This is a genomic window from Phaeobacter sp. 11ANDIMAR09 (genome assembly GCF_001294455.1).
GTDB lineage: Bacteria > Pseudomonadota > Alphaproteobacteria > Rhodobacterales > Rhodobacteraceae > Pseudophaeobacter.
The window spans coordinates 50,914-73,925 of record NZ_LIKT01000012.1; the positions used below are offsets into that span (position 1 = coordinate 50,914).

21 protein-coding genes are annotated in these 23,012 nt (G+C 59.8%); 12 read left to right on the top strand and 9 right to left on the bottom strand.

Features of this window, described 5'->3' with window-relative positions:
* Positions 1-96: 96 nt before the first annotated feature.
* The 5 genes from AN476_RS11910 to lpxK all read left to right on the top strand — a co-directional run bounded on the left by AN476_RS11910 (position 97) and on the right by lpxK (position 6,090).
* Positions 97-1,617, top strand: coding sequence for a DUF2125 domain-containing protein (locus AN476_RS11910; protein ID WP_054461809.1), 1,521 nt, complete (start codon positions 97-99; stop codon positions 1,615-1,617).
* Between the two features lie 122 nt (positions 1,618-1,739).
* Positions 1,740-3,086, top strand: coding sequence for a TldD/PmbA family protein (locus tag AN476_RS11915; RefSeq protein WP_054461810.1), 1,347 nt, complete (start codon positions 1,740-1,742; stop codon positions 3,084-3,086).
* A complete protein-coding gene (locus AN476_RS11920) occupies positions 3,073-3,879 on the top strand; it encodes a 3'(2'),5'-bisphosphate nucleotidase CysQ (RefSeq protein WP_054461811.1) in 807 nt (268 codons plus the stop codon). The genes AN476_RS11915 and AN476_RS11920 overlap by 14 nt, the downstream gene beginning before the upstream one ends.
* 65 nt (positions 3,880-3,944) lie before the next feature.
* The gene (locus tag AN476_RS11925) at positions 3,945-5,105 is read left to right on the top strand and encodes a 3-deoxy-D-manno-octulosonic acid transferase (RefSeq protein ID WP_253279892.1); all 1,161 of its coding nucleotides are present in this window, start codon (positions 3,945-3,947) and stop codon (positions 5,103-5,105) included.
* Positions 5,092-6,090, top strand: a complete 999-nt coding sequence (gene lpxK, locus AN476_RS11930) for a tetraacyldisaccharide 4'-kinase (protein WP_054461813.1) — start codon at positions 5,092-5,094, stop codon at positions 6,088-6,090. Before AN476_RS11925 ends, lpxK begins: the two co-directional genes overlap by 14 nt.
* Positions 6,091-6,167: 77 nt before the next feature.
* On the opposite strand, the gene AN476_RS11935 is transcribed toward lpxK, so the two are convergent.
* Both AN476_RS11935 and AN476_RS11940 read right to left on the bottom strand, forming a co-directional pair.
* The gene (locus tag AN476_RS11935; RefSeq protein ID WP_054461814.1) at positions 6,168-6,839 is read right to left on the bottom strand and encodes a DsbA family protein; all 672 of its coding nucleotides are present in this window, start codon (positions 6,837-6,839) and stop codon (positions 6,168-6,170) included.
* Positions 6,836-7,363 (bottom strand): DUF721 domain-containing protein, encoded by a 528-nt coding sequence (locus AN476_RS11940; protein ID WP_054461815.1) that lies wholly within the window; start codon positions 7,361-7,363, stop codon positions 6,836-6,838. The genes AN476_RS11935 and AN476_RS11940 overlap by 4 nt, the downstream gene beginning before the upstream one ends.
* Before the next feature lie 84 nt (positions 7,364-7,447).
* On the opposite strand from AN476_RS11940, the gene mutY reads away from it, so the two are divergent.
* Together mutY and AN476_RS11950 are read left to right on the top strand one after the other, a co-directional pair.
* Entirely contained in the window at positions 7,448-8,551 is a 1,104-nt protein-coding gene (mutY, locus tag AN476_RS11945; RefSeq protein WP_054461816.1) for an A/G-specific adenine glycosylase, read from the top strand.
* 136 nt (positions 8,552-8,687) lie between these two features.
* Entirely contained in the window at positions 8,688-9,824 is a 1,137-nt protein-coding gene (locus AN476_RS11950) for an alkane 1-monooxygenase (protein WP_054461817.1), read from the top strand.
* 321 nt (positions 9,825-10,145) lie between these two features.
* Here AN476_RS11950 and AN476_RS11955 read toward each other — a convergent pair whose 3' ends face one another.
* The 4 genes from AN476_RS11955 to AN476_RS11970 form a co-directional block, all read right to left on the bottom strand.
* Positions 10,146-11,534: an adenylate/guanylate cyclase domain-containing protein gene (locus AN476_RS11955; RefSeq protein WP_054461878.1), complete on the bottom strand. Its 1,389-nt coding sequence runs from the start codon at positions 11,532-11,534 to the stop codon at positions 10,146-10,148.
* 197 nt (positions 11,535-11,731) lie between these two features.
* A complete protein-coding gene (locus tag AN476_RS11960; RefSeq protein ID WP_054461879.1) occupies positions 11,732-12,835 on the bottom strand; it encodes a site-specific DNA-methyltransferase in 1,104 nt (367 codons plus the stop codon).
* Between the two features lie 111 nt (positions 12,836-12,946).
* Entirely contained in the window at positions 12,947-13,564 is a 618-nt protein-coding gene (locus AN476_RS11965) for a ribonuclease HII (RefSeq protein ID WP_054461818.1), read from the bottom strand.
* A gap of 125 nt (positions 13,565-13,689) precedes the next feature.
* Positions 13,690-14,172 carry a hypothetical protein gene (locus AN476_RS11970; RefSeq protein WP_054461819.1) on the bottom strand — a complete coding sequence of 161 codons (483 nt, stop codon included), beginning with the start codon at positions 14,170-14,172 and terminating at the stop codon, positions 13,690-13,692.
* 215 nt (positions 14,173-14,387) lie between these two features.
* On the opposite strand from AN476_RS11970, the gene AN476_RS11975 reads away from it, so the two are divergent.
* The 3 genes from AN476_RS11975 (at position 14,388) to AN476_RS11985 (ending at position 17,257) form a co-directional block, all read left to right on the top strand.
* Complete coding sequence (locus AN476_RS11975; RefSeq protein WP_054461880.1) at positions 14,388-14,681, top strand: hypothetical protein; 294 nt, start codon at positions 14,388-14,390, stop codon at positions 14,679-14,681.
* Positions 14,653-15,354 carry a histidine kinase gene (locus AN476_RS11980; RefSeq protein ID WP_054461820.1) on the top strand — a complete coding sequence of 234 codons (702 nt, stop codon included), beginning with the start codon at positions 14,653-14,655 and terminating at the stop codon, positions 15,352-15,354. The genes AN476_RS11975 and AN476_RS11980 overlap by 29 nt, the downstream gene beginning before the upstream one ends.
* 229 nt (positions 15,355-15,583) lie before the next feature.
* Positions 15,584-17,257, top strand: a complete 1,674-nt coding sequence (locus AN476_RS11985; RefSeq protein WP_054461821.1) for a DUF427 domain-containing protein — start codon at positions 15,584-15,586, stop codon at positions 17,255-17,257.
* A 120-nt stretch (positions 17,258-17,377) separates the two neighbouring features.
* Here AN476_RS11985 and AN476_RS11990 read toward each other — a convergent pair whose 3' ends face one another.
* The 3 genes from AN476_RS11990 to AN476_RS12000 form a co-directional block, all read right to left on the bottom strand.
* Entirely contained in the window at positions 17,378-18,421 is a 1,044-nt protein-coding gene (locus tag AN476_RS11990) for an acyl carrier protein (protein ID WP_054461822.1), read from the bottom strand.
* Positions 18,418-20,607 (bottom strand): thiamine pyrophosphate-dependent enzyme, encoded by a 2,190-nt coding sequence (locus AN476_RS11995; protein ID WP_054461823.1) that lies wholly within the window; start codon positions 20,605-20,607, stop codon positions 18,418-18,420. The genes AN476_RS11990 and AN476_RS11995 overlap by 4 nt, the downstream gene beginning before the upstream one ends.
* Positions 20,608-20,718: 111 nt before the next feature.
* On the bottom strand, positions 20,719-21,597 hold the full coding sequence (locus AN476_RS12000; protein WP_054461824.1) for a haloalkane dehalogenase: 879 nt from the start codon (positions 21,595-21,597) through the stop codon (positions 20,719-20,721).
* Between the two features lie 73 nt (positions 21,598-21,670).
* Between AN476_RS12000 and AN476_RS12005 the strand changes: the two genes are divergently transcribed.
* Both AN476_RS12005 and AN476_RS12010 read left to right on the top strand, forming a co-directional pair.
* Complete coding sequence (locus tag AN476_RS12005; RefSeq protein WP_253279893.1) at positions 21,671-22,285, top strand: TetR/AcrR family transcriptional regulator; 615 nt, start codon at positions 21,671-21,673, stop codon at positions 22,283-22,285.
* The gene (locus AN476_RS12010; protein ID WP_054461826.1) at positions 22,282-22,890 is read left to right on the top strand and encodes a 3'-5' exonuclease; all 609 of its coding nucleotides are present in this window, start codon (positions 22,282-22,284) and stop codon (positions 22,888-22,890) included. Before AN476_RS12005 ends, AN476_RS12010 begins: the two co-directional genes overlap by 4 nt.
* Positions 22,891-23,012 lie beyond the last annotated feature (122 nt).

The following is a 23,012-nucleotide window of genomic DNA, read 5'->3' on the forward strand; positions in this document are numbered from 1 at the left end:
AGGGGGAACGGTCCAGTCCCTGGCCCCTTGACCCTCATCACGATGCGGTTGACCATAGGTGTCATTGTATTTGACTATATGCAGAAAGGTTATCCTATGACAGTTTCCCTCGCGCGCAGCACGGGCGCTGCTGCGGTTCTGATTATCTCCGCCCAAGGTGCATTTGCTGATGTAAGCGCCCAGGATGTCTGGTCGGACTGGAAAGCCTATATGACCGGAACCGGGTACACCGTGACCGGCACGGAAAGCCAATCCGGCAATGTGCTGACGGTCAGCGATATCTCCATGACCATGCCCCTGCCCGAGCAGGACGGCACCGGCGGGCTGACCATGCCCGAAATTCAGTTCATCGAAAACGGCGATGGCACCGTCAATGTGATGCTGCCCAAAGAGTTCCCGATGACCTTTGCCGGTGAAGGTGACGGCGAAAAATTCTCGGCAGAGATCCTCTATTCCCACGACGGCAGCCCAATGGTTGTCTCCGGTGACACCTCGGCTATGACCTATGACTATGCCACGGGCCAGGCCAGCCTGACATTGGGTAAGGTCATGGGCGACGGTGAGGAAATGCCGGAGGGGGCACTGAAAGCCTCCTTGATGATCAGCGATTTCACCGCCAATACCGTCATGCAGATTGCCGATGAGCGCAGCTACACTCAGAAGTCATCGATGGCCGAAGTCACCTATGACATCGCCTTTCAGGACCCTGATTCGTCGGACGCCGGCACCATCAAGGGCAGCATTAAGAACATCACTGGCTCTGCCGTGAGCACCATTCCAGCTGGCCTGGACGCCCCGCAGATGGCGGATTTGATCAAGGCTGGCCTGGCCGTTGACGCCATGATCAACTACACTGGCGGCAATGCTGCCATCTCAGTGAGTGGCTCTGACAGCTTTGACATGCAAAGCAGCTCTGCCGGGGGCAACTTTGGTGTTACCATGAGCAAGGACGGCTTGTCCTATGATGTCGGCCAACAGGATATTTCGGTCAATGTATCGGGGTCGGAAATTCCCTTCCCGCTGGCGCTCACGATGGCGGAAACCGGCTTTAAACTGATGATGCCGGTTAGCAAGTCCGACGAAGAGCAGGACTTTGGCCTCGGCATCACCCTGCGTGACTTTGCCGTTCCTGAAATGCTGTGGGGCATGGTAGATCCAACCGGTGCCCTGCCACATGACCCCGCAACAATTGTGCTGGATCTGGCCGGCAAGGGCAAACTGCTGTTTGACATGTTCGACCCAGAATCGATGAAAGCCATGGAACGTGGTACGCAAACGCCTGGTGAATTCAACGCCGTCACCATCAAGCAACTGCTGGTCACTGCAGCTGGCGCCAAGCTGACCGGAACCGGTGATTTCACCTTTGACAACACCGATCTGGCCACCTTTGATGGCATGCCTGCTCCTGATGGTTCCGCCAATATCGAATTGGTTGGTGCCAATGGCCTGATCGACAACTTGATCAAAATGGGCCTGGTCAGCGACAGCGATGCCATGGGCGCGCGGATGATGATGGGCATGTTTGGCGTCCCCGGCGCGGGTGAAGACACCCTGACTTCGGAAATCAAGGTCTCCAAAGACGGTCAGATCCACGCCAATGGCCAGCGCATCAAATAGGCGCCTGTTCTCAAAAAATGACCAATCAGGGCCGCCCAGAGCGGCCCTTTTTTGTGCCACACCCTTGCAGCAGCGCGCGGGTCTGGCTAGCTCTTGTAGCAATCCAAATTCAGTAGGTGCCCATGACCCAGTCTCCCCAAGCGCTTTGCCACGCCCTGATTGATGCCGCCAAGGCCGCCGGCGCCGATGCCGTTGATGCTATGGCCACAGAAGGCAGCTCTCTCAGCATCGAGGTGCGCGAAGGCAAACTGGAACATGCGGAACGTTCGGAAGGCACAGATCTCGGGCTGCGGGTCTTTATTGGTCAGCGTCAGGCGCAGGTCTCTTCTTCGGACAGTCGCCCGGAAACCCTGCAGGCCATGGCCGAACGCGCCGTGGCCATGGCCCGTGAAGCGCCCGAAGATCCCTATACCGGCCTGGCCAGCGCTAATCAGTTGGCGCAGAACTGGGACATCGAGGCGTTGGAACTCTGCGACCCCAGCGGTGAACCCGCCCCAGAAGCGCTGCAACAGGATGCGCTGGAGGCCGAGGCCGCCTGCGCCGCCATAGAGGGGATCAGCCAGGTGCAGGCTGCTGGGGCCAGCTATGGCCACCATGCCATCTATCTGGCGACCTCCAACGGATTTTCCGGCGGCTATCAGCGCACCGGGCGCTCCCTGTCCTGTACTGGGATTGCGGGCGCTGGATCTGGCATGGAGCGCGATTACGATGGCGATTCCCGCACCTTCCAAAACGATCTGCGCAGCGCCGAGGAAATTGGCCGCACCGCCGGCGAGCGCGCCGTGGCGCGGCTCAATGCCCGGCGGCCGCAGACCGGCAGCTACCCGGTCCTGTTTGATGAACGCGTCTCCTCATCGCTGATCGGCCATCTGCTCTCGGCCGCCAATGGCGCGGCCATCGCCCGTGGGTCTTCCTGGTTGCAGGGAAGCCTGGACCAACAGATTCTGCCCCAGGCCCTGTCGGTGATCGAAGATCCGCATCGTGCCCGCATCTCCGGTTCGCGCCCCTTTGACGGCGAAGGCCTGCCCACCCAGCGCCGTGCCATCATTGAAAACGGTGTGCTTACGGGGTGGACCCTGGATCTGGCCTCGGCCCGCAAACTGGGGCTGAGCAGCACCGGAAATGCGGCCCGCGGTGTTGGAACCGTGCCGACACCGTCAAACTGGAACATCGAGCTGAGCCCCGGCCAACAAAGCCGTGAACAGCTGATCGCAGAGATGGGCACCGGCCTGCTGGTGACCTCGCTGATCGGCTCGACCATCAACCCCAATACCGGGGACTACTCTCGCGGGGCTTCGGGCTATTGGGTGGAAAACGGCGAAATCGCCTATCCGGTCAATGAATGCACGATCGCGGGGAACCTGCGGGACATGCTGAAAACCCTTGTCCCGGCAAATGACGCCCGCACCTATCTGTCTCGGGTGGTGCCCTCGCTCCTGGTCGAAGGAATGACCCTTGCCGGCAGCTGAAGATCTAAAGCTCCTGACCCTGGCCGCCAAAGCAGCGGGAGATATCGCGCTGAAATACTCAGGCCCAACCGCGCAGCGCTGGGACAAACCGGATGGCCAGGGCCCGGTGACCGAAGCCGATCTGGCGGTCAATGCCATGTTGGAAGACATGCTGCCAAAGGCGCGGCCCGACTATGGCTGGCTGTCGGAGGAAAGCGAAGACAACGAGGCGCGGCTAGGTAAGGACCACGTCTTTATCATCGATCCCATTGATGGCACCCGCAGTTTTGCCGAGGGCTCGGCCACCTGGGCCCATTCGCTGGCTGTGGCCAAACGGGGCGAAGTCACTGCAGCGGTGATTTACCTGCCACAACGCGATCTGCTGTATACCGCCTCCAAAGGGGGCGGCGCCTTTTGCAATGGCAGGCCGATTTCGGTGACCTCGCCTGCGGCGCTGAGTGCAGCAAAGGTGCTGACTGCCAAGCCCAACCTGGATGCACAGCATTGGCTGGGCGGTGCCGCGCCGACCTTCCAGCGCAGCTACCGCCCCTCGCTGGCCTATCGGCTGGCCCGTGTTGCCGATGGCGGCTACAGCGCCATGCTGACCCTGCGACGCAGTTGGGAATGGGACATTGCCGCAGGCGATCTGATCCTGCGCGAAGCTGGCGGCCTAATCAGTGACCGGCTCAAAGCGCCTTTGCAGTTCAACAATCCAACCCCGCTGCTGGAGGGCGTGGTTGCGGCAACCCCGACCACCCACCAAGAGCTGCTCAAGGCGCTGGACCCCAAAGGTCCCGGCATCCCTGGACAATGATGGCCTATGCGCCCCAGCGCGCGCGCATGACCAGGCTGCAGTGAATGACCGAGGCTCGGACAATAATGTCTCCACCGCGCCCAGCAGGCGAAGTGCTCTGGCTCCATGCCACCAATGTCGAACGCCTCATGGCGCTTTGTGATATTGGCCAAAGGCTCAAGGCCATGCGTCCCGACCTGGTGGTTCTGTGCACCTGGGAGGCCGATATGGGGGAGGTTCCTGGGGGGGAGGGCTGCGATTACATGCTCGGCCCCTTGCCCGCAGATCAGACCAACGAATCTCGGGCCTTTCTCAGCCAGTGGCGGCCGGATCTATGTCTCTGGGCGGGCGGCAACCTGCGCCGGGGACTGCTGCGACAGATGCGGGAACAGGGCGTGTCTGCCCTTTTGGTCGACATTCTGGAAAGCGAGCTGCCTGCCCGCAGGCTGCGCTGGCTGCCGGATCAGCGCCATCGGATCTTCAGCGGTTTTGAAGCGGTCTTCACGCCCTCCAAATCCGTACATAATCAGCTGTTGCGCAGCCAGCTGTCAGTGGAACAGGTCCAACTGACCAGTCGGCTGCGGCTGTCGACGGTGCCACCGGGGTGCAACCACGAAGACTTGGGCGCCTTGCAACAGGATCTAGGCAGCCGCCCTGTCTGGCTGGCCGCCCAGGCCCAGCTACAAGAAATGCCCGCGTTGATTGAGGCCCATCGCACCGCCCTACGGCTGCTGCACAGGATGCTTTTGGTCATCGCCCTGGACGACCCGGAATGCCGCGGGCGCGCCCGCAATCTCATCCAGGCCAGCGGGTTGCAATGCGCCGATTGGGACGCCGGGGATGAGCTCAATGATTATACGCAGATTCTGATCACCGACAGCGCCAGTCTTGGGCTGTGGTATCGGCTGGCCCCCGTTACCCTGCTGGGGTCGAGCCTGGCACAGGATATGCCGGGTCAGAATCCACTAGATGCCCTTGCCTTGGGATCGGTTGTGCTGCATGGCCCCGGTCAGGGCCACCACAGGGCAATCTACGATCAACTGGCCGCGCTGAAGGCCACAAAACAGGTCGACAATGCTCAGGGGCTGGCCGAGATGGTGATTCACCTATCGGCCCCGGATATGGCCGCCAAACGGGCACTGGCCGGCTGGAACGCCGTCACCGACGGCGCGGAAATGACCGATCAATTGATAGACAGGGTTCAGGATATTCTGGACCTGCGCGAGGATCAAAATGCGACCTCCTGAGTTTTGGAACAAACCGCCGCAGAGCTTTGATCTGCGCCGCCTGCTGCTTGCACCTTTGGGCTGGGTCTACGGCGCGGCCACCGCCCGGCGACAGCGTAGCCCCGGATATCAGGCCACTGTGCCGGTGATCTGCGTCGGCAATCTCAATGCCGGGGGCACCGGCAAGACTCCAACCGTGATCTGGCTGATGGAGGCCCTGCGGAACATGGGGCATGACCCTCATGTGGTGACACGGGGCTATGGCGGCACCTTGCAGGGGCCCGTGGCAGTGGACCCCGGCAAACACCGGGCAAGCGATTGCGGAGACGAACCCCTGTTGCTGGCGGCCTTTGGCGAGGTCTGGGTGGCCCGTGATCGGGCTGCTGGCGCCCAGGCCGCAGAAGCCGCAGGGGCCAGCGTTATCCTGCTGGATGACGGGTTCCAAAACCCCAGCGTGACCAAGGATCTATCGCTTGTGGTGGTGGATGCCGCCCGTGGCTTTGGCAATGGCAGCTGTCTGCCGGCAGGCCCCCTACGTGAACCCGTGGAGCCAGGCCTGCGCCGTGCCGATTTGGTTCTGTCCATTGGCACAGCGGTGGCCCAGGAACAGTTCATCAAACTCTGGGGCAGTCACCTGCGGGGCTTGCCCCATGTCCAAGCTGTACTTGAGCCCTTACAGACTGGCATGCCCTGGAAAGACACACCCGTTCTCGCCTTTGCCGGCATCGGCCACCCGCAAAAGTTCTTTGACACCCTGCGTGGCCTGGGGGCCAGGATCCTCCACGCCGAAGCTCTGGATGATCACCAGCCGCTCTCCACCGCGTTGATGACCCGGCTGGAGGCAGATTCAAAACTGCGTGGTGCACAATTGGTCACCACCGAAAAGGACGCTGTGCGCCTGCCCGCGAGTTTCCGCCACAAGGTCATCACGCTGCCCGTGCGCCTGAATATCAAGGATGATCAGGCCCTCATGGAGCGGCTAAAGACCGTTGCGCCCGCCCCCTAGTCATCCGGAACTGCATCAAACAAAAAAGGCCCGGAGTTTCCCCCGGGCCCTCGCAATCTCAAACAGTCAAACCAGGCTTAGCCGTCGAGTTCGGCGTCGATCAGAGCTTTGAAACTTGCATAGGACTGATTGGCAATCTTGGTGCCATTCAAAACAAATGAAGGAGTCGATTCGACACCGTCCGCTGTTGCATTTTCCTGATACCAGCTGACCAGAGTCTGTGCCTTGGCGCCATCCTGCAGGCAGGCTTCAACCGTGTCTTTGTCCAGCCCGGCCACAGCGCCGATCTTGCGTAGGGCGTCGATGACCTCAGATGCGCCACCGGCACGGGTCCAGTCGGACTGACCTTTGTAGATCAGATCGCTGATACCAAAGAACTTCTCGGGACCGCCACACCGGGCAATCATCGAAGCCCAGAGGCCGTAGCGATCAAAATAGACCTCGCGGTAGATCAGTTTGACCTTCCCGGTGTCGATGTAATCTGCCTCGATCTGCGGGTAGACTTCTTTGTGGAAGTTGGCGCAGTGCACACAGGTGTAAGAGGCGTATTCGATCAGGGTGACCGGCGCATCTTCAGCTCCGACAACCATTTCGACAATAGTCGAGGTGTCAACTTCGGCCTCTTGCGCAGTGGCGGCCCCAACCAGGGACAGATCGGGCAAGCGCGTTTGGCTGTTGTAGCCAGTGATGGCATAGGCCCCGGCAGCAAGTGCCACCGCAGCAAAAACACCAGACATAAGACGGGTCATTCATACCTCTTTCTTTGCGTTTTCTTCTTTGTCAGCACATTGCGCCCCAACCGTTCAAGCGCGGCGCGCAGATCTTCGTTTTCGACCCCTTCGGCGGCCTGAGCCGCCTCTGCCTGATCCTGCGGATCAACCGGGGCGAGCTTTTGCACCTTGGGGGCGTGTTTGAATTCTACCTGGCCATCGGAAAACCCGGTGGGAGCAGTCTGGGTGATCCAAACCTTGGAAATGGCATTATAACCGTAGACCGCGTTCACCTTTTCCCGCAGCCGTTCCTTTTGCATCTCCAGCATTGGCGCATTGGCGCCATTGGTCAGCACCGTCAGCGTGGCACCAAAGGAACTGCGCCCATAGCCAACCTTGACCGGGCGGGCGATCGCAGCAATATCGGAGCCGGCAATCTCCTCCCAATGGGTGAGCAGACGCGAGACCGCAAAGCCACGGCTTTCGCCCGCCTTGCGAATCTGATCCGACAGGAGCCGGGAGGTGCGAGAGAACCCGCGTGTGGTGCTGCGCCTGAATGCCATAATCTGGTTTTGCTTGACTGCTCCCCCTATTGTAAAGGGGGCACGTAGCATGGTCATCAAAACAACGACACCAAGGGGTAAAGAATGCGTGATTTAGGCAAAACCCCGCAGGCGGTGGCAGACGAGACCGTGCTGAATCAAGAGCTGCTCGGCTGGTACGACCGCAATGCCCGCAGTATGCCCTGGCGCATTTCCCCGGCAGATCGCGCCCTTGGGGTGCAGCCCGACCCCTATCGGGTCTGGCTCAGCGAAGTCATGCTGCAACAGACCACGGTTGCCGCCGTAACAGATTATTTCCAGCGCTTTACCCAGCGCTGGCCAAGCGTGATGGATCTGGCCGCTGCCGAAGATGCCCAGGTGATGGCCGAGTGGGCGGGGCTGGGCTATTATGCCCGCGCCCGCAATCTGCTGAAATGCGCCCGTATGGTGGCACATGATCTGGAGGGCAACTTTCCCGACACCTATGAGGCCCTGCTGAAGCTGCCCGGCATTGGCCCCTATACCGCAGCCGCCGTGGCCTCCATTGCCTTTGACCAGCGCGAGACGGTGCTCGACGGTAATGTGGAGCGGGTCATGTCGCGGCTGCATAATGTCCACGATCCGCTGCCTGCGGTGAAACCCGTGCTGAAAGATCACGCCGGGCGCCTGACGCCAGAACTGCGCCCCGGGGATTATGCCCAAGCGGTGATGGATCTGGGAGCGACCATCTGCACCCCCAAAAACCCCGCCTGCGGCATCTGCCCCTGGCGTGCCCCCTGTCTGGCACGGGTGGCAGGAACCGCTCCTGATCTGCCCAAAAAGATCCCAAAACAGCCCAAACCCACGCGGCTGGGGCTGGCCTATCTGGCCCGCAGCGTTGATGGCGCCTGGCTGCTGGAGCGCCGCCCCGACAAGGGCTTGCTGGGAGGCATGCTGGGCTGGCCAGGATCAGACTGGAACGAAGCCCCTGCACCGCGCCCCCCCTTTGAAGCCAACTGGCGCGATCTGGGCGGAGAGGTCCGCCACACATTCACCCATTTCCATCTCATTTTGCAGGTAAAAATCGCAGAACTGCCCGCCGGTCACAATCTTGCCCCCGGGCAGGAGCTGCTGTCGCGGCACGCGTTTCGCCCTCAGGATCTGCCAACCGTGATGCGCAAGGCATTTGATCTGTGGGAAGGCTCTGATTTCAACCCGGCTAGGGACTGAACCCGCACCAGGGAAAGCCGCACCTAAACTGCACCTTTGTAAGCGCTTCAGACCTCTTGGGTTTCACATAGAACAGGCCTAGTCTCTGCCCATATCGTCAGGCCCGCTCTGGGCCCCTGATTTTGGAGTCTAACCGATGATCGCCGCTGATACCCTACCGCGCTGGCAATCCGCCCTCCCCTTCTGGCTCTCCTTTTTGCTGCTGCCGCTCCTGTGGCTGGCCGCCTTCTTTGGAGGAGGGGTCATCCTGCTGCCGCCACTGGTGACCTGGTATCTTTTTGCCATCCTTGACGGTCTCTTGGGGCTCAATCTGGAAAACGCCGATCCGACAACACCGGAAGACGACTTGATCTGGTATCGGCGGCTGACCACGGCCTGGGTGCCCCTGCAGTTTTTCACCCTCTTTGGGCTGATCTGGTTCGTCAGTGATGCCAGTCACCTTTCGGGGCTGGAAAAGTTCGGGGTGTTCTTTGGCGCGGGAGTCGTCACCGGCACCATCGGCATCAACTACAGCCATGAGCTGATGCACCAAAAGAACAACCTGGAGCGCAATCTTGGGGATCTCCTGCTGGCCATGGTGCTTTATTCGCATTTCCGCTCGGAACACCTGCTGGTGCACCACCGCTACGTGGGTACGCCACGCGATCCTGTAACCGCTTATTACAACGAAGGCTTTCATCGCTTCTATCCGCGTGTGCTACGGCAATGCTGGCAGTCTGCCTTTCGGGCAGAGCGCGAGAAGCTGGCGAAAAAGAATCTGCCCTGGACCCATGCCAAAAACCCCTTCTTCCGCTATTGGGCGCTGCAGATTCTGATGCTTGCCCTCGCAGTGCTCTTGGGGGGGCTGACCGGGGTGCTGCTGTTTCTGGTACAGGCCGGGGTGGCCATCTGGCAGCTAGAGCTGGTGAACTATGTCGAACACTATGGGCTGACCCGCAAACATCTCGGCGAGGGCAAATACGAACATGTGCGCCCGCATCATTCCTGGAATGCGGCCCATAAGGCTTCAAACTGGCTCCTGATCAATCTGCAGCGCCACTCAGACCATCACTACCGCCCGGACCGCCGCTTTCCGCTGCTGCAAAATTATACCACGGCCGATGCGCCGCAGCTGCCCTATGGCTACCCGGTGATGACTGTTGCTGCGATGATCCCGCCCCTGTGGCGCCGAGTGATGAACCCCCGGGTGCGACGCTGGCGTCAGATGTATTATCCCGAAATCACGGATTGGAGCCTCTACAACAAGGCAAAGAACCCGATGCCAAAATCTTGATCCCCAAAATTTTGGCCACAAAGGCAAAAGAACACTGACCAGCCCAATGGTCAGTGTTCTTTAAAGACCCTTGGCGAGGGCCTCAAGGAGGCGCAGATAGGGAAGGACCTGAAGGATGGTCTCCCCCCGCTGCACTGCAACGAAGGCATCCTGTCAGTGCACTCTTTCCAAATCCATAATGGGCGCCATGCAACCCAGAGATGTCATCATTAAGCGCTTGAAATTGAACGAAAAAAATTTGATCAGTAAATTCATTTCACCAGCGATAAATCGGCTAAACACCTAACCTTAAAGCAGAATCACCACCTTAACCCGTCAGAATCAGCGCCGGGCCCAGACCGTCATTGCGGTATCCAGGCCGCGCACTTCCTGATCTGGATGGCAGTCGAATCCTCTCACCAGATTGGAGGCGGGTTGTTCCTGCTGAGCCTGATGACGCAGCTCGTCGCTCATCACGATGGGGGTTTGCAGCCTCCGGGTCATCTCTTCCAACCTGGCAGCTACATTTACCGCAGTGCCAATAACCGCATATTCCAGCCGGTTGGCACCGATATCTCCCAGCAGCGTCTCGCCGAAATGAATGCCAATTCCGGCCTGGATCTCCGGCTCTCCCTGGCGGCGGCGTTCGCGGTTCCAGATTGTCAGGGACTCCTGCATTGCCAAAGCACAGTCCAAAGCATTGCTGGCATCGCGCTCCCCTGCCGTTGGAGTACCAAAGGTCGCCATCAGACCATCGCCCAGGTATTTGTCCAGCGTCCCGTTATGCCGAAAGACCTCGCGCTCCATCCGACCGTGAAATCCCCGCAGCAGGGCAATAACCTGATGCGGATCGCGATCCGCAGCAAGCCGAGTAAACCCGATGATATCGATAAACAGAACTGCAACATTCTGAATTTTCACCTGCTTGAGCGGTTCATCATTCTGCGACAGCTGCTCGACCACATTTGGGGAGAAATAGCGAGACAGATTGGCGCGTTCACGTTCCAGCCCGGCATTGCTCAGCAAGAGCGTGTTCATCCGCCGCACCGAAAACCCCAGTGTGATAGCGACGATGAGAAAGACAATGACTTCCTGCACCCTAAGCGACAGCATGAAATCATTGGGATCCAGAAACTGCAACAGATCACTGTCAGCCCCAAAGGCTGCAACGGCCGCCTCAGTCAACCCCGCTGTCGGCAGGGTAAACCAGACCGCAAGCCCCAGCGCCACCAGCCACATGCCCGTGGTCCAGACGCCAATGGCGATCACTGTACGCCAGGAATAGGCCATGGTCCCGGCGGCGAGGATCACAAAGAAGTAGATGAAGTTGTCGAATCGGTACTGCATCGCCAGCGGCAGGGAATCGGTGCTCAACGGATTGGGCCCGACCATGCCCAATGTCATCAGGAACAGATCGATGAAAATCAAAAACAGCTCCATACGGGACCGACCCACCCGGCCAGCCCGCTGAATGAACCAGCCATTCAGGCAGACCAATCCCATGATGCCAATGTAATAGATGACCTCAATCCGGGGATGAACGATCACCAGGAAGACCACAAAAATCGCCATGGCAATCCAGCGCGCTTTGACCGCGAGTTCCAGCCCCTGACGTTTGTGGTTTTCCAGCGCATCCAGGACATATTGCGATTCTGCGGCCTGCGCCTCTGCCGGATCCGGGAAATATCTTCCGTTCTTAGGCTTGGACGAAATCAGAGCGGTATCAGTCATCGGGCAGTCCCTATTGCTGCGCCCTAGATAGGCAGTCTTGCGCCAGCATACATCCCCTAAGCGGCCAGAGGTACGAAAAAACCCCGCCATAAAGGCGGGGCAAGGTGCGGTCTGCGCGTTTCATGCCGCGTCACGCGGGGTGACGCAGGAACGCAGACCGTCGGTTAACTGTGATGATTTTGAAACCGGGAGCAGGCCTAGTTTTGCATTTCGGCCCGAATTTGCTGGCGCAGAACGTCGATGGGCACAGTCTGGCCATCACGTTTAAAGCACCAGTAGGTCCAGCCATTGCAGGAAGGGGCGTTTTCCAGATGGGCGCCGACTTGATGAATAGAGCCTTTGACATTGTCGCCAATCAGAGTGCCATCCGCGCGGACCTTGGCCTTGTGGCGCTGGTTCATCGAATAGAGCTCATCACCGGGGCGCAGCATGCCGCGTTCCACCAACTGGCCAAAAGGCACCCGCGGCTCGGCACGTTTGCTGGTCGAGACCTGCAATGCCTCGCGGTCGAACTTGCGCACGGACTTGATCCGCTCGGCCGCCACTTTGCGATAGCTCTCTTCCTGTTCGATACCGATGAATTCACGGCCCAGCATCTTGGCAACTGCGCCGGTGGTTCCGGTGCCAAAGAAGGGGTCAAGAACCACGTCGCCGGGGTTGGTGGAGCCCACAAGGATGCGGTGCAACAGGGATTCTGGTTTTTGGGTCGGATGGGCTTTTTCGCCATCCTCGTTCTTTAGCCGTTCATGGCCGGTGCAGATCGGCAGCACCCAGTCCGAGCGCATCTGAATGCCCTCGTTCAGCGCCTTCAGCGCCTCATAGTTAAAGGTGTATTTGCCACCCTCGGATTTTGACGCCCAGATCATGGTCTCATGGGCGTTGGTATAGCGCTTACCGCGGAAGTTCGGCATTGGATTGGACTTGCGCCAGACCACATCGTTGAGGATCCAGAAGCCTTCGTCCTGCATCGCCGTGCCGACGCGGAAAATATTGTGGTAGGAGCCGATCACCCAGATTGAGCCGTTTGGTTTCAGAATCCGGCGGGCCTGATGCAGCCATCGGCTGGTGAAATCATCATAGGCCGCAAAGCTGGAGAACTGATCCCAGTCATCATCAACCGCATCGACCTTGCTGTTGTCGGGGCGGTGCAGCTGGTTCTTCAATTGCAGGTTATAGGGTGGATCCGCAAAGATCAGATCGACCGAGTTGTCCGGCAACCCGGCCATCACGTCGATACAATCGCCGTCAAGAATCGTGTTTAAAGGGAGCGCCGCGGCGCCCTTCGTCATTGTTTTAGTCATTTGCTCTGCCTCAAAACCATTCGGCGCATTTTTGCGCTCATTTTGGTTATCCACAGGATGAGTCATCCGGGATTCGAGGTCAATTTGTTTTTTAGATCAGCGTGCTGCGGTTCACTCTTGATACAATATCTTGTGTACCGGCTTAAATGAGCGCCGATGATGTGGTGTCACCCCCAATTCGACAAGCGCCTCACGGTGTTGCTTTGAGGGATATCCCGCGTTCTTCTCCCATCCATATCCTGGAAACTGTTGCGCCAAATCCACCATGAGGGTGTCGCGTGCTTCTTTTGCCACGATCGACGCCGCCGCGATGGAGACTGATTTGCCATCTCCTTTGACCACTGCTTCGGCTTTGATCGTGAGGTCGCGGGGGATCAAATTGCCGTCGATCAGCAGGTAGTCCGGGGGCGGATCCAGCGCCGCCACCGCGCGCTCCATCGCCAGGTGCGAAGCCCTGAGTATGTTAATAGAATCAATCTCTTCGACGCTGGCCTCCGCCACCGAAACCTCTGCTCTCTGCCAGATTTCCTGAGCCAGGGCCGCACGTTTCTTGGCGCTCAGCTTCTTTGAATCATTCAACCCCTCAGGCAGTTTTTCCAGATCCAGCACGACGGCCGCAGCCGTGACCGGTCCGGCCAGGGGGCCGCGCCCCACCTCATCCACTCCGGCAATCCTCAAAAAGCCCTTGGCAAGGGCGGCGATCTCTAGGCTGTTGTCTGGCTGTTCCATGTCTCTGTCAGACCCAAATCCGGACAAATTTGCAAGAGCAGCCCGCCTAGACCCGCCGAGGTGCCAAAAAAGAGGGGGCCGAAGCCCCCTGAGGTCTGCTCGATCTGTTGCCCGTTGACCACGGTTCAGCGGTTCACCAGGCGGTAGCCTTGGTTCTGCAGGCAGCGTGGTTTGTAGGCCGTGCGGTTCTTTTGGCCGTTCCAGAACGTCACCTTGCAGTTTTGTGGCAGCGACCGGACATGCCCGTAATTGCGTTTCAGGCAACCGCGCGCCACCAGGCTTCGGCCGTTCCGGAAGTTGGGGAAATACTTCACGCATTGCGCAGGCAGGTCATAGCGACCAAAGCGCGGCGGCAACGGACGCGGCTGGGGGCCGGGATTGGGGCGATGCGGCCGGGTCACCACCTCCCGCGAGCGGCGACGATCCCGGGTGTTGTGATCATGCAGTGCCGCCCCGAGGATGCCCAGGACTGCCAACCCTGCCACCACCTTGCCAAAGTCCTCTCCGGCCTGGGCAGGGGCCGAGGAGGCGCCAGTGATGGCCATGGCAGCGGCCAGAATGATGGCGATAAATTTGCGGTGCTGTTTTGGTTTTGCGCTCTGGGTCATCGAATCGTTTCCTCTTGCTTTATTGTCTGGTGGCGCCGCCGGGAGGGGCAGCAAACCCGCCGCCCTTTGGCTGTAGTGGCGGGTTCAAATCTGTGACCTCACACTCGACCCAAGCAGTTCAGACAGGCAATAACAGCGTTATGATATCGAATAACCAAGAGGCCAAAGCGCTGTTGTTATTGAATTTCACCCCGCTTTTGGCGCAGGGTGAAACGATGAGACACATCCTTGCCATACCGCTGATATGCGCCTCCCTGCTGGCCGCGACGGCGCCAGCACAGGCCGCCGATTGCTACGCCGATTACAAGGCCAAGCAGAACAACCCGCTGAAACTACATTACGGGGTAATCCAGATTCGGGGCGCCTGCAGTAAGTCCGCCGCACAGGGGGAAGTGCAGGACCGCCTGGCAGCCTCTGGCTGGACCCTGCTCAATGTGATGTCGGTCTTTGGCCCCGAAGGCCTGCAACAAAGGAAGGCCAATGCCGGACCCTACTATCTCCGTTTCTGAGGCCCGCTCTGCAGGCAGTCGCATCATCGCAATTGGCATCGCCCTGATTGCTGCCCTACTGGCCATCGCTGGAACAGTGCTTTTGCTGGCGCTGCCCGATGCCAATGCCTTTAATGCGCGCGTGGAACAGCTGTTTGTTGAAAACGACCTGACCACCCAGGCCGAAATCAAACTGCTGGAGATCCTGGCCCAATCCGGCACCGCCTTTGCCGATACCCTGGCCAGCTACCGGGTGGTGATCTTTGTGCTGTTGGTCTTTGCCACTGCAATGATGATTGTTGCCTTGGTGGTTCTGGCCATGCTCCTGCTGCTCAATCGCCGCATGGCGCAGATCGAACGCGCCGGTATTCAGGTCACTGAATTGCTGATCAGCCGCGAAGAACACACTGTCTATCTCAACAACATGGGTTTTAAGCTGACACCCGCAGCGATGGAGACGCTCTCTGCCCTGGCTGAGGCCCGCATGGATGACGATGTACTCTCTGGGGCCGAAATCGAAGCGGTGATTTCCGGCAAACACAGCAGCGATTGCGAAGAGGCCGCCGGCGCCACCCGCATCAAACGGCTGCGCGATACCCTGGGCAATCAGATGGTCAGCGAACTGTTGGTCAAAAATATCGCCAAGCGGGGCTATGTGCTGGCAATTAGCAAGGATGTCATCCGTATGGTATGATCGGTGGCTTTGGCAGTCCTGGCCACGGCTCAACGCCAGGGAGTTGAAAGCGCAGTCTGCGCAAGAAACAACATAGCCTGTGCAAAAGTGATCCTTCCAGCCACTGGATATTTGGCGCGACACCCCCACATATAGGCCTGCCTCCCCAAGGGAGGCATCCTGGGCTGCGCTTGCGCACCCTGTGATCCCAACAGGACCCTCGGAGACGGGGGACAAGAGGATATCCCCGATGAACGCGCATGTTCCCTCCCCCCCCAACCCAGCCGCCCCCCAGGGGCGTGGACCTCAAAACCGTGGCTACGGCATCCTGGTCGAACCTCTGCGGGGCGAGGTGCTGGTGCGGCGGGGGGGCTGTCTCTTGGCCAAAAGCAGCCGAGCGCGGGTGATGTATGAAACCCGATTGCAGCCCACCATCTATATTCCACGCGATGATTTGGTGGTGGATCTGTCCAACAGGGTCGGATTGCAAACCTTTTGCCCCTTCAAGGGCACCGCCCAATATCACGATCTCAAGCTCGCCGAGGGCCGCATCGACAATGCGGTCTGGATCTATGAAAACACCCTGCCAGAGGCGAGCCAGATCGAGGGGCATGTGGGGTTTGTGGCAGACCCCTGCACCGAGATCGACCTGGGCAGCAATCAGATTGCGCCGCCGGAATATGGCAATATCTCTGGTCCGCTGATTGACTGGCTGCTGCGCGAGGCCGCCTTTCTGCCCACCCCCGAAGACTTCACCAGAGCCTTTTCACAAAAACTGCTGGAACAGGGGGTCTGTCTATCGCGCTTGTCGGTGCTCGCCTGGTCCCTGCATCCGCAGATCGCGGGCAAGAATTTCATCTGGCAAAAATCCACTGATGAGGTGACCACCTATGCCCCCAGCTATGAAATCTATGAACACCCTGCCTATAATGCCAGTCCGCTGCGCCATGTCTCCAAGGGGCTAGGCGGTGTGCGCCACCGCATCGATAGTGAAGACAGCGCCGATGCCTTCCCGATCCTCAGCGATCTGCGCGCCGCCGGATCAACCGATTATGTCGCCATGCCCCTGCCCTTTTCCGATGGCCGGATCAATGTGCTCACCGTGGCCTCGGACCACCCGGACGGGTTTTCCACCGCAAACCTGGGGCTGATCTTTGAATGCTCGGCTGTGGTGGCCCGCTATTATGAGGTCTTCATGCAGCGCGAAAACGCCCAGTCGCTGCTGGAAACCTATGTGGGCAAACGCACCGGCGAACGGGTATTGGGGGGCAAGATTCGTCGCGGCGAAGGCGATGAGATCGACGCCGCCATCATGTTCTGCGACCTGCGTGGCTCGACCCTGCTGGAAGAGCAGCTGGGGCGGCGCGACTATATCAAGCTTCTGAACGAGTTTTTCGACACCGCCTCGACCATCGTACAGGACAATGGCGGTGAGGTGTTGAAGTTCATCGGAGATGCGGTTTTGGCGGTGTTCCCCGTTGGGGATGCCGCTGGAGCAGATGCCAATCAGGCCCGTGCACAGGCGTTGATATCTGCCCGTAGCATTGTTCCGGCCCTCGCGCAGGTTGCCTCCGAACATGATCTGCCACAGCTGGAATGCGCCAGTGGTATTGCCTATGGCACCGTAACCTATGGCAATGTCGGCTCACGCGAACGGCTGGATTTCACCGTCATTGGCCAAGCCGCCAATATTGCCGCCCGCCTCGGCGACTATGGCAAAACCCTGGGCCATCAGATCGTGGTCAGCCAAAACTCCCTTCCCAGCAGCTATCAGAACACCACGCCACTGGGCGCGCTCGCCCTGCATAACGTCAGCCAACCGGTAGAGGCCTTTGCTGTCAGCCCCTTGACTGTTGCCCCTGAAAAGAAGTCGCAGGAGAGCCCAAAGGGACCGCCGCCCGCACCGGAAGCTGTTTCAAAGTAACAACCTCCAGGGGGAAGGCCCGGCAATAGGGGGCCTTGCCCCCTCGCGTCTAGGGACGCTCACCCCCAGGATATTTTGGGCCAAATGAAGGGGATGGCGCGGCGCTTGTATCTCTGTGGCCTATGAAGGAACCCTGGTGGCCAGCTCACGCTGTAGCGCATCGCCCATAGAGACCAATAATGGGGAGTTGGCCTGGTGGTGCTTGAAATCGGCCTTGTCTGACAGGCCGCGCCACTCTTGCTGCACCAGGGACTGCGCCACGGCACCTCCCAGTGTGGTGCCCGGGCCAGTGACAATAAAGAGGTCCGGCGCAAACTCCCGCGCGGCACTTTGCACCGCGTGGGTGAAGTCATAGCTTTCGACCACTTGATGGCCCAGTGTGTAGTCCCAAAGCGCCGCCAAATCCGTTGATCCCGGTTGCCAGATCGCACCGCGCCCATCGACCAGTGGCACGGCTGGCTGTTTTAACATCTCACCGTTCAGCTGCTGGCGCCCCTGAGCGGCCACTGGCGCCTGAAGTGCGGTATGGAACCCGGCGTGATTGGCCAGCCGCATCGGAAAGCGGTCATCAACCCGGGGCACGGCGCTTTCAAAGGCCGTCAAGCCGGCCTCATCCCCAGCCAGCACCAGCATGCCGCCGAGATCAATCGACAGGGCCAGCATGTGAGATTCGCGGGCATTGATCTGATCCACCAGCGCCAGGAGTTCGGCCTTGTGCCGGGGATCTGGGCGCCAGTCATGGCCTGTAAAGGGATAGACCAGCTGGCCGCCGATCAGATGCTGTTGCATCAGGCTGCCCATGGTATTGACCAGCTCAAACCCGTGTTGCGGCGACAGCGCCCCGGCTGCGGCCAGCGCGATGTACCAGCCCATGGAATTGCCTGTAACCGCGACAACCTCGATGTCATCCGCCAGGGACTGCGCATCCGCCAGGGCGCTGGCATAGATCAGCGGCGAGGCAATATCTCCGCGCGAGTATTTGCCCACAGAAAAGCGTGTTGCCCCATCCAGAGCCGTGACTTCCTCCTGCCCCTGTGCCGCCCGCGCTTTATCAAAACCCGCGAACAGGGCCGCTTTATCGGCGTGGTGGCGGTGCAGATAGCCCAGCTCAGGCTTGTTGTAGGTACCCCGACCGGGGCAGATCAAAACAGTGGTGCGAGTCATACGCTCTCTCCTAGCAAATCCAGAGCTGCGGCCAGGATACTCTCCTTGGAGGGTAGGGTTGCCGCATAGGCCGGGCCAGTTGCAATGAAGCAGTCGCCAGCTGCGATACGCGCTGTGGGCGTATCACTGGCCTCTGCAAAGAGCGCCATCAATGCCTCGGACTGGCTGCCGGTGGTGCGGCATTCATCAACGATGAGCACATGTTTGCAACCCTTGGTGGCGGCAATCAGGGCCTCGGTCGGCAGCGGTGCCAGCCAGCGCAGGTCGATGATGCGGGTCTTGATGCCTTTAGCCTCCAGATCGACCCGTGCCTGAGACGACAGGTAGCGGCCGTTGCCATAGGTGACGATGGCCAGGTCAGTGCCAGTCCCGTGCTGACCAACCTCTCCCAAAGCGATGCTCTGGTCCGCGGCCGGATAGTGCCGCATCCAGCCACCATCCTTGGCCTCGTGCAGATCCCGCATCGGATAAAGCGCGATGGGCTCGACAAAGACCACCACCCGCTGCTCTTCGCGGGCCAGGCGCACTGCTTCGCGCATCATCATCGTGGCCTCTGCCCCATCCGATGGGCAGGCAATGATAATCCCTGGGATATCGCGCAGCACCGCCAGGGAGTTATCGTTGTGAAAATGGCCGCCAAAGCCCTTTTGGTAGCCCAGCCCCGCGATCCGCAGCACCATTGGGTTGCTAAACTGGCCATTGGAGAAAAACGGCAGGGTTGCCGCCTCGCCGCGCAGCTGGTCTTCGGCATTGTGCAAATAGGCCAGGAACTGGATTTCCGGCATCGGCACAAAGCCATTGTGGCCCATGCCGATCGCCAGCCCCAGAATAGATTGCTCATCCAGCAGCGTGTCGATCATCCGGTCGGGACCAAAGCGCTGGTGCAGCTTTTGGGTGACGCCATAGACCCCGCCTTTGCGGCCCACGTCCTCGCCCATCATCACGATTTCACCATGCTGCAGCATCAGATCGGTCAGCGCCCAATTGATCAGCCGCGACATCGGCTGTGGATCCGCCATGGCGCGCATATCGCTGCCAAAGACCTCGGCGCGGGCCTCTGCACTGGGACCATTGCTGGCAGCACAGTCGCGCGCTGGAGGGATCAGGCTGGCCGCCACATCCGTGCCGGTTTTGAGATGCGGGCGCGTCACCACTTCGGCGCGGATGCGTTCCACGCGGGCGCAGGTATCCGTGTAGATCTTCAGCGCAGCCTCGCGCGACAGGGCACCCGCCTGTTCCAGCAGGCGCACCGAATGCAACAGGGGATCATTGGCCTCATCCGCCTCAACCTCGGATTTTGGCAGATAGGTCGTTGGCACATCCGCCCCGGCATGCCCGTATAGGCGCACGGTGCGCAGATGCAGGAAGGCAGGCTTTTTCCGCAGGCGCACATAGTCGGCGGCCTCTTGTGCCACCGCATGGGCGGCAAAAATATCCAGCCCATCGGCTTTGAAATACTTGATGCCCGGGCGCGCCCGCATCGAGCTCTCAATCCAGCCCTGCGGGGTTTTGGTGGAGATGCCGATGCCATTGTCTTCGCAGACAAAGAGCAGCGGCAGAGGCGTCGACTGCACCGAGGTCCAGCCTGCCGTGTTGATGGCCCCCTGTGCGGTGGAGTGATTGGCCGAGGCATCGCCAAAGGAGCACATCACTATGCTGTCGTCACGCATCACCTGATGTTCAGGCGCGTGACGTTTGGCGGCGCCGATGGAATAGGCGGCCCCCACTGCTTTGGGCAGATGGCTGGCAATGGTCGAAGTCTGGGGCGGGATCATCAGCGCCCTGGAGCCCAGCACCTTGTGCCGCCCGCCAGAGGTCGGATCCTCGGAAGAGCAGGCAAAGGATAAGAGCATGTCCCAAGCGATGCGCTGACCCGGCACCTGGTCGGCGCGGGCAATCTGAAACGCCGCATCACGGTAATGCAAAAAGGCCATGTCATCGGGGCGCAGGGCCTGGGCCACCGCGGCCATGCCCTCATGCCCGGAGGACCCAATGGTGTAAAACCCCTGACCCGCCTTTTGCATCGCCCGGCTGGTGAGATCCAAAGCCCGGCTGAGCACCTGTGCCCGGTAGATCCCAACGGCCTGCTCTGCTGTCAATCCAGCCAACGGTTCCGCGCCCTGGGGCAGCTCCCCGGCCCTGACCCGATCCAGGAAGTTTTGATGCACGATCTGAGCGCGGTCCATTGGCAATCCCTTTGCTGTTCCAGCCCCCCTTATCGGTCAGAACAGCCATGACTTCCAATGAGATTAACGGCGTGACTCATGCGGTTTTGGCATGATTTAACCCCAAACCTCCTAAAGTCGGGAATGCCAGTCTTTGAGGGCCTGGCCGATTTCATCCGGGGAATCCTCTTGGATGAAATGCGTACCCGCCACGGTGACCTCTGCGAGGTTGGGGAAGCTGCGCACAAAGTCCCGCACTGGGCCGGCGATAAGCGCCCCCGGCTCGGCATTGACAAACAGTTTTGGGACGGGCGTTTCGCGCAGCCAGGCGGAATAGGCCCCGACGATTTCGGTCACATCGGCCGGCTCACCCCCAATCGGGATTTGCCGGGGCCAGGTCAGGGTAGGGCGACGGTCTTCGCCAGCGGAGACAAAGGGGCGGCGGTACTCCGCCATCTCTTCTTCGGAGAGCCTACGCAGGATTGAGCCGGGCAGGATTGCTTCGACAAAGAGGTTCTTCTCTAGCACCATCTCTTCGCCCGCCTCAGAGCGCAGGCTCTGGAACATCGCGCGGGGCGCTTCGGGAAAGCTGTCCCAACCCGGCACAGGCGCCACGATACCCTCCATAAAGGCGATGCCGCGCAGCGCCTCCGGGTGCATATGCGCCCAGTGAAAGCCCAAGCCAGAGCCCCAGTCATGGATCACCAGGGTGACATTTTCCGTCACGCCCAACTGCTCCAACAAGGCAAACAGATATTTGCGGTGTTCAACAAAGGTATAACGATCCGGACCGCTCTCTTCGAGCTTCTCCGAATCGCCCATCCCAATCAGATCCGGCGCGATCAGGCGCCCGCTCCCGACGAGATGGGGCATGATATTGCGCCACAGATATGAGGATGTCGGATTGCCATGCAAAAAGACAATGGGATCACCTTCGCCCTCCTCAATATAGGCCATCTGTTTGCCATGCACGGTGGCGAACTTCTTTTTGTCTCGAAAATTCTGCACCATCTGTCATTCTCCGCTCTTGATGATCTCCCTGGCAAAAGGCTATTGGAATGGTCATTCCAGAACAAGGATGGATATGGCCCGCGCAAAATCTCCCTCACGTCACGCCCTGGTGGATTCGGCTCTCAAGCTGTTTTGGAAGCGGGGCTATCACAGAGTGTCCATGGGCGACCTGGTGCGTGAAACCGGCGTCGGCCGCGGCAGTCTTTACAGTGACTTTGCTGGCAAAGAGGCACTGTTTCACGCCTGTCTGGACCGCTACCAAGAGACCGTGGTCACCCCCGCCTTTGGGGGGGTCGAAGCCAAGGGCGCCGGCCTTGCCGAAGTGGGGCAATATCTCGACAAATTGCTTGCCCGCAATGCCGCGCATCCCGGGCCGGATGTCGGCTGTCTGGTGCTCAATACCCTGGCCCAAGTCACCCCGGAGGAGACGGAAACCCTAGCGCGGCTCAAGGCCCATGGCAGACGCCTGCAAAAGGGGCTGTATCAGGCGCTCTGGCAAGAGAACCAAAAACATCAAAAGCTGGATGAGGCAGAAATAGAAGCCCTGGCCCGCTTTACTCTGATATCACTCCAGGGGCTCTGGGCGCAGTCGCGCGGCAGTCGCGACATCGAAGCGCTGCGCCAGTATTGCAAAACGCTGCTGGAGCTGTTGGCCAACCGGCTTGGCACTGACGAGGTCACCACGTGAGCGCGTATTCCACTGTGACCACCCCGCCCAAAGGCCCTTTTCGTTTTATTGCGCTGGATGTGGAAACCGCCAGCCGGGACAGCGCCAGCATTTGCCAGATCGGCATCGCTTGCGTGCGCCGCGACAACCACATCAAAACCTATACCACCTATGTGAACCCCGAGCAGAGCTTTGCCCCCTTCAACACCGAATTGCACGGGATCGACGCAGAGACTGTTGCCTCAGCCCCCAGCTTCCCCGAGGCTTGGGAAATGCTCAAACCTCTGTTGCAGCTGCACCATCTGGTTCAACACAGCAGTTTTGACAGCCGCGCCATCGAGGCCGCCTGCCGCGCCTATCGCCTGCCCAATGCGGACCTCAGCTGGAGTGACAGCGTCAAAATCGCCCGCAAGGCCTGGCCCGAGTTCAAAGGAAACGGCGGCCATGGCCTGGGCAATCTGAAACAGGAACTCCGGCTCTCCTTTCAGCACCATGATGCCGGCGAAGACGCCCGTGCTGCGGCCCAGGTGGTGCTCCTGGCCGAACGCCGGTTAGGCCAGAGTTTTGACCTGATCAGCGGCACCGCCCGCAAGACCCAGTTCGCGCTGCCCCTGGACAGACCGTAACACAACCTGCCCATTGCCAGGCGGCCCCAAGTGGAAGATCCACCAGCCCCCGCCTCTGGCAGGCGTTGAGGCGCGGTCTCTTTCCCCAATAGAGATTCGCACCAAGCCCTGTCCCGGTGAAA